This is a genomic window from Paraburkholderia sp. FW306-2-2C-D06C (assembly GCF_058781505.1).
The window spans coordinates 1-7,331 of the sequence record NZ_JBYSWU010000105.1 but is presented as its reverse complement, the minus strand read 5'-3'; the positions used below and the strand labels follow the sequence as shown (position 1 = coordinate 7,331).

General features: G+C 62.7%; 5 protein-coding genes. 2 read left to right on the top strand and 3 right to left on the bottom strand.

What is annotated here, in order from left to right; translation table 11 throughout:
• Positions 1–92: 92 nt before the first annotated feature.
• The gene (locus AC3WLT_RS36650; protein WP_492596442.1) at positions 93–563 is read right to left on the bottom strand and encodes an IS110 family transposase; all 471 of its coding nucleotides are present in this window, start codon (positions 561–563) and stop codon (positions 93–95) included.
• Between the two features lie 846 nt (positions 564–1,409).
• Positions 1,410–1,625 carry a hypothetical protein gene (locus AC3WLT_RS36645; RefSeq protein ID WP_492596441.1) on the bottom strand — a complete coding sequence of 72 codons (216 nt, stop codon included), beginning with the start codon at positions 1,623–1,625 and terminating at the stop codon, positions 1,410–1,412.
• A 377-nt stretch (positions 1,626–2,002) separates the two neighbouring features.
• Between AC3WLT_RS36645 and AC3WLT_RS36640 the strand changes: the two genes are divergently transcribed.
• Together AC3WLT_RS36640 and AC3WLT_RS36635 are read left to right on the top strand one after the other, a co-directional pair.
• Positions 2,003–3,136 carry a substrate-binding domain-containing protein gene (locus AC3WLT_RS36640; RefSeq protein ID WP_492596440.1) on the top strand — a complete coding sequence of 378 codons (1,134 nt, stop codon included), beginning with the start codon at positions 2,003–2,005 and terminating at the stop codon, positions 3,134–3,136.
• On the top strand, positions 3,133–5,964 hold the full coding sequence (locus AC3WLT_RS36635; protein WP_492596439.1) for an ATP-binding protein: 2,832 nt from the start codon (positions 3,133–3,135) through the stop codon (positions 5,962–5,964). The genes AC3WLT_RS36640 and AC3WLT_RS36635 overlap by 4 nt, the downstream gene beginning before the upstream one ends.
• A 490-nt stretch (positions 5,965–6,454) precedes the next feature.
• On the opposite strand, the gene AC3WLT_RS36630 is transcribed toward AC3WLT_RS36635, so the two are convergent.
• Positions 6,455–7,003 (bottom strand): DUF1003 domain-containing protein, encoded by a 549-nt coding sequence (locus tag AC3WLT_RS36630; RefSeq protein WP_492596438.1) that lies wholly within the window; start codon positions 7,001–7,003, stop codon positions 6,455–6,457.
• Between the last annotated feature and the right edge of the window lie 328 nt (positions 7,004–7,331).

Here is a 7,331-nt window from a genome sequence, read left to right as displayed (position 1 = left end):
CTGTCGCCCGCTGCCTACGAGGCGAAACCGACAGTGAAAGAACCTATCTGCCTGTCCGAAATAACTTGACCACTACACGCGTAGGCTGACGGCTATTTTCGGCACGATTGTTTAGGCGGGCACTGGCCTTGACAAAGACCTCGCGCCTGGTTGATCACGGCAGTGCGGCGCTCGATCAGACTTTGCCGGAAACGATGCATTATCTGAAGGTCCTGCTGTGCTTCGGTGTTGACTGGAACGTATTTCGTCATCGCGCGCGTGCGGGCTTCCGCAATGGCCGCCGCATCGTTCGCGTCATTCTTGTTCCCGCTCAGATACGTCTTGACGTGCTGCCAGGCGATCAGGCGCGCATCATGCCCTTGGTCTGACAGCGCCCGGGCCCAATGATGCGCGCCAGCGCATGCCTCGATGCCGACCTTAGCCAGCGTCGCTCTTGCGAAAAATGCAAGTACACCTGACGTCGGGAAAGTTTCTTCCTGAACGCCTCCTGCTTCTGATCGTCGCGTCCCACGGCGACGAACACGCTCCTCGAAATATCCGGGCCAATCACGGTAGCTACGCAATTCATGATGGATTCCTCGTCTCAGGCGGGTTTGACGCCGCTGGTCACCCGACTCGACCGAGTATGCCGAAGCGTCCGGGGTGGGTGGAGTCCATTACATTACGAAAAAATCCGTTTCTTGAGATCCTCTGCAGCGGTCAACCGCCAGAGCCGGGGTCATGGCCGACCGGAGACCTTGGTTTCATCTTTATCTGCGGCAGGTCTCGTCGCAGGGCTTTCCAGTTACAGCGGAAGACTCGAGGGGATAGCATGCAGGCGAAACTCAGGCGGATCAAGGAGGCGCTACGGAAGCGCATGCACGAACCGATTCCAGTGCAAGGGCATTGGCTCAGGCAGGTGGTTCGCGGATACTTTGCGCACGCGGTGCCCACCAACTCGCGGGCACTCGGCGCATTTCGACATCACGTCACCGATCTATGGCGGCGCACGCTCCGGCGGCGTAGTCAGAAGGACGCCATGACGTGGGAGCGAATGAGGCGAATCGCCAATGCCTGGCGTCCGCCCCCCGAATCCTTCATCCGTGGCCTGATCGGCGCTTCGCCGTCAAACACCCGAGGTAGGAGCACGGTGCCCGAATTGGGCACGCCGGGATCTATGTGCGGGGGGCTCAGTAATGGGCATCCCTACCGCAATCCTCGGCCGAACCCGGCCCGATGCAGAGCCGACGAGGCGGTCCCCGGTCGACCCGACCGCACCCGGCAGAGATCGACCCGTTCCCGCGCCCCGGCTAGTTTCTGGGAACGTCACCGTGGTCGCCAAGGCCGCCTTGGTGTACGTGCGCCGCTGCTAGTTGTGTACGCATCCAATGCCGGAACCGGTGGCTCGCCAAGTGCGCATGCGCCGACCATCAAGCAATTAATTTGGAGGCGAAGATCGTATCGAAGGCGAGGATCATCGACGTGGTGACCGAGGCGGTTTCCCCGGAATCGGCGGCGGAACTGCGAGGATGAAGAAGGGCGATGCCGCTGCGGCTGCCGAGCTTCGGATTGCAGAAACGGGCTGGCTGCCGGAAGTGCTGAGAAATCGCAAGGCAATGGATAAGGGGTCCCCTCAGGATTCGCATTTTTTTGTGCTTAAAAATCCGAATCCTGAGGGGACCCCTGATCGAAGGGCCGTTTACTGGGCGCAACGGTCATTCGTGCCTGCGCCGCTGCCGGCACGTTCTCGACCTTCAACGACGGTTGCGGATCGCTAGCCAAGGCTGCCCCGAGCCGTGCCGCGCAAGTGATGCGTCACCAAGTCACAGGCCGGTCGCTCCAGTTGCGTTAATCGAACTGGCGAACGGTCATCGCTCTGCTCGCGCGAGGCGGCAGCGCGCATGTCCGATGACACGCGGCCATCGGGGTGTACTATCTTATTCGCAGGGTCACCCTGCGCGCGGCATTTGGGTACGTCGTCAATGGCGGTCAATCAACTGCGACGAGGCCCTTGGGGAACAGCATGAGGGGCTTGCTGGTGGCATTGGAATGCGCGTGTATGCTGTCGGTTGCTGCGGCGCAGGGTATGCCGATTGCCCCCGCGCCCGGGACCACGGTCGCCGCGAAGGACTACCTGGCCGGAGCGAAGCGCGTCGTCGATGTCGCGGCGCAACCCGCCGCACCCTGGAACGGGCCGGGCAACGGGCCGCGCGCCCAACCTCGGAAACGCGTCGCCATCGTCGCCGAGGATTTGCGCAACGGCGGCATCGTCGGCGTAGTCGACGGTGTGCTGGAGGCGGCCAGGGTCATCGGCTGGAGCGCAAAGATATTCGACTCCGGCGGCACCCCGGATCTGCGGCTGAAGATGCTTGCGAATGCGCTGGCAAGTCGTCCAGACGGTCTGATTATCGTCGGTGGCGACGCACTCGCCCTGCTGCCCGGGCTGCGGCCGTTTGCCGAGCGGAGCATTCCGATCGTCGGCTGGCATGTCGCGGCCCAGGCCGGACCGGTGCCGGGCACGCCCGTGGCGATGAACGTGGCGACGGATCCGCTCGAGGTCGCGCGCGTGACCGCACTGGCGGCCATCGTGCAGTCCGGCGGGCATGCGGAAGTCGTCATCTTCACCGACTCCAATTTCCGAATTGCGCAAGGCAAGGCAGATGAAATGGCTGCCGTTGTGCGTGCGTGCAGCGGCTGCACCTTGCTCGAAGTGCGCGACGTGGCGATCTCGCACTGCCAGGACCTGATGCCGGGCACGACACGCGCCTTGCTCGCGCGGTATGGCAAGCGCTGGACGTATGCGCTGGCCGTCAACGACATCTACTTCGACTACGCCGCCCCGGTGCTGACCCAGGCCGGAATGCCGAACGCCGCCATGGCCATGTTGTCGGCTGGCGACGGCAGCGAGTCCGCCTTCCTGCGTATCCGGACGGGCAGCTTCCAGACGGGCACCGTGGCCGAACCCCTGAATCTGCATGGCTGGCAGTTGGTCGACGAGATGAACCGGCTCTTCGCCGGGGGAGGCGTCACGGGTTACGTGTTTCCGGTGCATCTCGTGACGGCGGACAACATCGCTGCGGACGGCGGCGATCGTCTTCTCTACGACCCGGCCAACGGCTATCGCGACGTCTATCGCCGCATCTGGCAACGCCCGTGAAACTTCCGCTCCCACGATCGCTCACCGCGCAGTTCACGCTCGTGGTTTCGTGCCTGGCCACCCTGGTGGTCGCGGTCGGTGCCACGACCGTCTACTCGTTGGCCGATTCGGCCCGCGCTATCCGCCAGTTGGCCGAAGAGCGGCTGGCTCGGCAGGAGGATGCACAAGACCTGGCGCAGCGCACTCTGATGATCGAACGCCTGGCATTGCAGTTATCCAGTGACGATACGGTGGAGTCTGTGCGCGGGACGCATCGGCATGTCATCGAACAGCTGGCATCCTTCGACCGCCTGGTGGACCGCCTGGCCTCCGCTACCACGAGCGACAACCTCGGTGTCGACGCGCTGGCGCTGCATCGATCGAGCCAGCGCTTCCGCAACACGGTCAACATCGAGGCGCAGGTGCGCGAGACCGCGCTGGGCGCCGGAGCCGGGCCGGCGTCCGCGCCGCGGCCCGGCGTGTCATTGGCCAGCCTGGACGACGATCTGCGCCGCCAGGCCGACGCTCTGGCCGCTGCAGCGCGCCAGCAGTCGGATTATTTCACGCGCGACTACCGCAAAGCGGTTCAGGATCTGGCCGAAGACCTGGGCCGCACGCGCAGGTGGGTCGTCGGCGAAGTTGCGGTGAGCCTGCTGCTTGCCTGGCTGATCGCCCGCGCATTCCTCGGTCGCCACGTCGTGGCACGGCTGCGCCGAGTCAGCCACTTCCTGCGGCACGGTGATGTCGACAGCGTGCAAGCCGGCGTCCCCGTTCACGGCGGCGATGAGATTGCCGATATGGCGCGCGCAGTCGAGCAGTTCCTCGAAGACCGGCGCCAGCGCAGGCAGGCCGAGGATGCGCTGAAGGAGCTCAACGCCGAACTCGAGGCGCGCGTTACACAGCGCACGGCCGAACTCAGCACGGCGCTTGCGGGCCAGACGGCGGAGATCGTCGAACGACAGCACGCCGAAGAGGCTGCGCGAGCGAGCGAGCACTTCCTGGACAGCATCATCGAGAACATCCCCGACATGATCTTCGTCAAGGATGCGGCGACGCTGCGCTTCGTGCGTTTTAACAAGGCGGGAGAGCAACTGCTCGGCTACCGGCGCGAGGAACTCATCGGCAAATCCGTCCACGACCTGTTTCCGGCGCAGGAGGCAGATTTCTTCGCGCTGAAGGATCGTGACGTGCTGGAGTCGCAGCAGCTGGTCGACGTCCCGGAGGAGCCGGTTCACACACGTCACGGGCCGCGCCTGGTGCACACAATGAAGATCCCGATCGTCGACGTGCGCGGCGAGCCGCAGTTCCTGCTCGGCATCTCACGCGACATCACAGAGCAGAAGCGTGCCGAAGAGGAACTGCGGCGCTATCGCGAGCACCTCGAAGATATGATCCGCGAGCGAACGGCTGAACTGGCCGTCGCCAAGGAACACGCCGATGCGGCCAACCAGGCCAAGAGCGACTTTCTTGCGCACATGAGCCACGAGCTGCGCACGCCGTTGAACGGGATTCTAGGGTACGCGCAGATCCTGAAGCGCGATAAGAGCCTCAATCAAAGCCAGGTCGACGGGATCACGGTGATCCAGCGCAGCGGCGAACATCTGCTTGCGATCATCAACGACATCCTGGATATGGCCAAAATCGAGGCCGGAAGGGCAGAGCTCAACCTATCCGACATTCCGCTTGAGCGGTTCATCTACTTCATCGCCGAGACGATTCGGGTGAAGGCAACGGAAAAGGGCTTGGCCTTCGCGTGCGAGATGTCACCCGATCTGCCCGCGGGCGTGCGGGTCGACGAAAAACGGCTGCGCCAGGTGCTGCTCAACCTGCTCTCCAACGCAATCAAATTTACCGAAAAGGGCAGCGTGCGCCTGCGCGTCGGTTGCCTGCCGCCCGTGCGGCTGCGTTTCGAAGTGCAGGACACCGGCATTGGCATAGACGAAGCGCGTCTGGAGGCAATCTTCCGGCCTTTCGAGCAGGTGAGCGATGCTCAGCACCGGGTTGGAGGCACGGGGCTGGGCTTGGCCATCAGCCGGCAGCTTGTGCGCTTGATGGGTGGCGAGATCCACGTCGACAGCCGCCGCGGTGCTGGCAGCGCCTTCTCGTTCGAGCTAAACGTCCCGGTGGTGGCGCCTCAGGCAGCTGTCGTCCCGCTCGAATGGGCGGTAAGCGGCTATAAGGGGCCGCGCAAGACCATTCTCGTCGTGGATGACGTAGCGGCAAACCGTGCTGTGGCGGTCGATATGCTCGGCCAGCTCGGATTCGACGTGGTGGAGGCCGTCAACGGACTGGAAGCATTGGAGAAAGCCAAGGCGCTACGGCCGGCGCTTATTCTGATGGATGTCGTCATGCCCGGGATGGACGGGCTCGAAGCCACGCGGCGCCTGCGCGAAATGCCGGAGTTCGGGGATCTGCCCATCATTGCGGTTTCCGCCGGCGCCTCGGGGAGTGATGCGGCGAAAAGCCTGGCGGCTGGTGCAGACGCCTTTCTGTCAAAACCGGTTGACTTCAGTGGGCTGTTGTCGCAGATCGCGGCCCTCCTGAATATCGAGTGGAGCGACGAAGTTCCGGAGACGCAAGCCGCCGGAGCGGGCCGAACGGCTGTACGCGCCGCCGATCCCTCCATGGAGACCTTGATTGTGCCGCCGCCGGGGGAAATCGAAGCGCTGCACTACCTGGCGCGACTGGGCGACGTGCGTGCCATCGTGCAACAGGCCACGCACCTTACCGAGCTTGACGAGCGCTATCGTCTTTTCGCCGACCACCTTTGCCGGCTAGCGAGGGGTTACCAGTCCAAGGCAATCCTCAGTTTCGTCGAGCAATATCTGGAAAGGAGGCAAGTCCCATGATTGGGACCGCAGAACCCACGTCCTGAGGAATGACGCAGGTTGTCCCGAAGGTGGTCAGCGCGCTCCGGGCGAACATGTGGATCACATCCAGTGCGGGTGGGCCCTCAGGGTCTTTCAGCGAGAGCCACATTGCGCGCCTCGATGACCTCTATCGCTTTCGGGAAAGGCCGCAAACCGACCAGACATTCAGGGAGCCGTTCATAGTCGCGCGCGAGCCGTCGAAACCGGTTGAACCAGCCGAAGCACCGTTTGTCTTCACCAGCCGAATGGCCGTTTGTTGAGTGGCACCGACGTCTGAGCGTCCGAGCCGCAGGACGGGCGAATGACGCCTCGTGGCCGCACTGGGACGGATGTCGAACGTCTCAGGAGGACGCGGAGCGCCTCTCGCCACCGCGATCGAACGCTCACTCGCCTCTAGATACCCCTCTAGTGGAGGGGTATCTCACCAATGCCAACATTAACTACGACCCGGATGGTCAGGGAGCCGTATTTATGATTTTGAGTCTTTTTGCACGAGCTTCTCATGCAACTCGGTGGTCAGCGTTTCGACACGCTCAATTAATTTTTGGGTAAGTTCGGTCAGTTCCGTGTTCCTCTGCAGCAACTCCAGCAGTTGTGCCGCGTTTTGCGCGGCAATTGCCTGCCGCTGCTCGTTAGCGACTGCAAGAGCCTCCCTGTGTTGCGCGTCAGCGTCGGCGTGTGCGTTGTCTCGCGCTGCCTGTCGCGTCTGGGCAAGCAAGATAAGCGGCGCGGCATAGGCTGCCTGGAGACTGAATGCCAGATTAAGGAGAATAAATGGGTAAACGTCGAACTTCGTGAAACCGAGGGCGTTCACCCCAATCCAGATGGCGACGATTACCGTCTGTGCCCCTAAAAAAAGGGGCGTGCCAAAAAAACGCGCGAACGCTTCGGCCTTGAGCGCGAAGCTGTTATTGCCGAACGCCGTGGCAAGGTGCGCATGAGGCCGATGGAAGCGAAAGTGATCAACGGTCGGAACGTCGAACGGAGCGGCAGCGGAACCCGACTTCGGTGTCTTCATACATTCCCCAAATACGTAATCGTGTTCGAGACCAGCCTGCAGCGACGTCCGCGGCGCCATATCGAGGGAGATACTACACAATGGACAATGGAAGCCTACGTCAGGCGATTCCTCACGGCAGGCAATGCGGCGTGGGATCGAACAGAGTGTAGTGCCCTTCGGGGTTCCGTGAATGAGCGCTGATGGCCGAACCCTGTCCCACGCAGACCTTGATTGATCGCCGCTCTCAGTGATTATGCGAATGGCAGAAATTGGCCGAACTCGGAAGCCCAATCAAGCGGTCAGCCCTCCTTTCGCCTCTGTCAAGCTGGGTGTAGCGGTTTGCCCG